Source organism: Mucilaginibacter lappiensis, from assembly GCF_050433765.1.
Lineage (GTDB): Bacteria > Bacteroidota > Bacteroidia > Sphingobacteriales > Sphingobacteriaceae > Mucilaginibacter > Mucilaginibacter lappiensis_A.
In genome coordinates this window covers 1-1,062 of the sequence record NZ_JBNPWP010000023.1, presented here as the reverse complement: position 1 = coordinate 1,062, position 1,062 = coordinate 1, and the positions used below count along the sequence as shown (strand labels likewise).

The 1,062-nt window shown below is 45.5% G+C and carries 1 protein-coding gene; it reads right to left on the bottom strand.

Annotation, left to right across the window (positions count from 1 at the left end; translation table 11 throughout):
* Positions 1–37: 37 nt before the first annotated feature.
* Entirely contained in the window at positions 38–1,015 is a 978-nt protein-coding gene (locus M2273_RS30725; protein ID WP_429402223.1) for an integrase core domain-containing protein, read from the bottom strand.
* Positions 1,016–1,062: the final 47 nt, after the last annotated feature.

The window sequence follows — 1,062 nt, the reverse complement described above, 5'->3', positions numbered from 1 at the left end:
TGTAAGGGTTTAGTAATTCGATGACAAGGTAGCAGGTTTATTTTGTGTTGTTTAAGGTGATCATATCAATAGGTCTTTTTCCACCAATACCTTGGTGAGGTCTTTCCCAGTTATAGTAGACCAGGTATTGCAGGAGTTCGTCTTCAAGTTCTTCGAGGCTGTCGAAATCAGTGTCCTCGATCAGGTCTTCCTTAAGCGTACGCCAGAAGCGCTCTACTTTACCGTTTGTCTGCGGTCGATAAGGCTGAATATACCTGCGTTTGATACCCGTTTCCATCAGCATCCGCTCAAAAGGGTGGTTACGTTTGTTCTGGCTAACAGCCGGGCCAAACTCCGGGCCGTTATCGGCAATGATCTCTTCGAACTGGATGCCGAACTTCTCTTTGATCATTCGCATACAGCGCAGGGCTGCAAACATGGTAGTTAAGGCGGTAATATCTTCCATAACCTCTGCAAAGGCTACCCGGGAATAATCATCAATGACACAAAGCAGGTAAAGCTTACGATGCTGACCGCGAATGATGGTTTGGCTTAAGTGATGACAATCGATATGACCTAACTGTCCCATGCGTTCTTTAATAATCTTGCGTTTAACTTCCTTATCTGCCGGCTTTAAACGGTTTTTGCCGTAACGCTTCAGGATGTTATAAACTCCCGAAGGCGATGGCTTAAAGTTATCTGATTTCTGCTTAAGCTCGTGAGCTATTTCAAACTTATTGTTGCCCCGCGAGCGCATTTCAAGTACCAAAGCTTCATCCCCAAGCGACGGCCTGCGCGTCCTGTATTTCGGGCCTCGTCTGCCTGGCAACAGGTCTTCTTCGTTACCGGATTGTTTATACCGGTTGTAATACTTCAGGAAGCTTCGGCGGTCGGTGTGATGAAACTCATAGAACTCTTTGGCCAGTTTAAAGCTTGGATGAAGCCCTTGCTTGACCTGTTCATAATCCTTTATTAGAAATCGATAGGTCTGCAAGTAATTCCGTTTCAGGGTGAGGTCGTTCGTGTTGATGCGCATAGCTCTTAATTTAGCTATTCTTGTCCTCGAATTATCTGACCTTTACA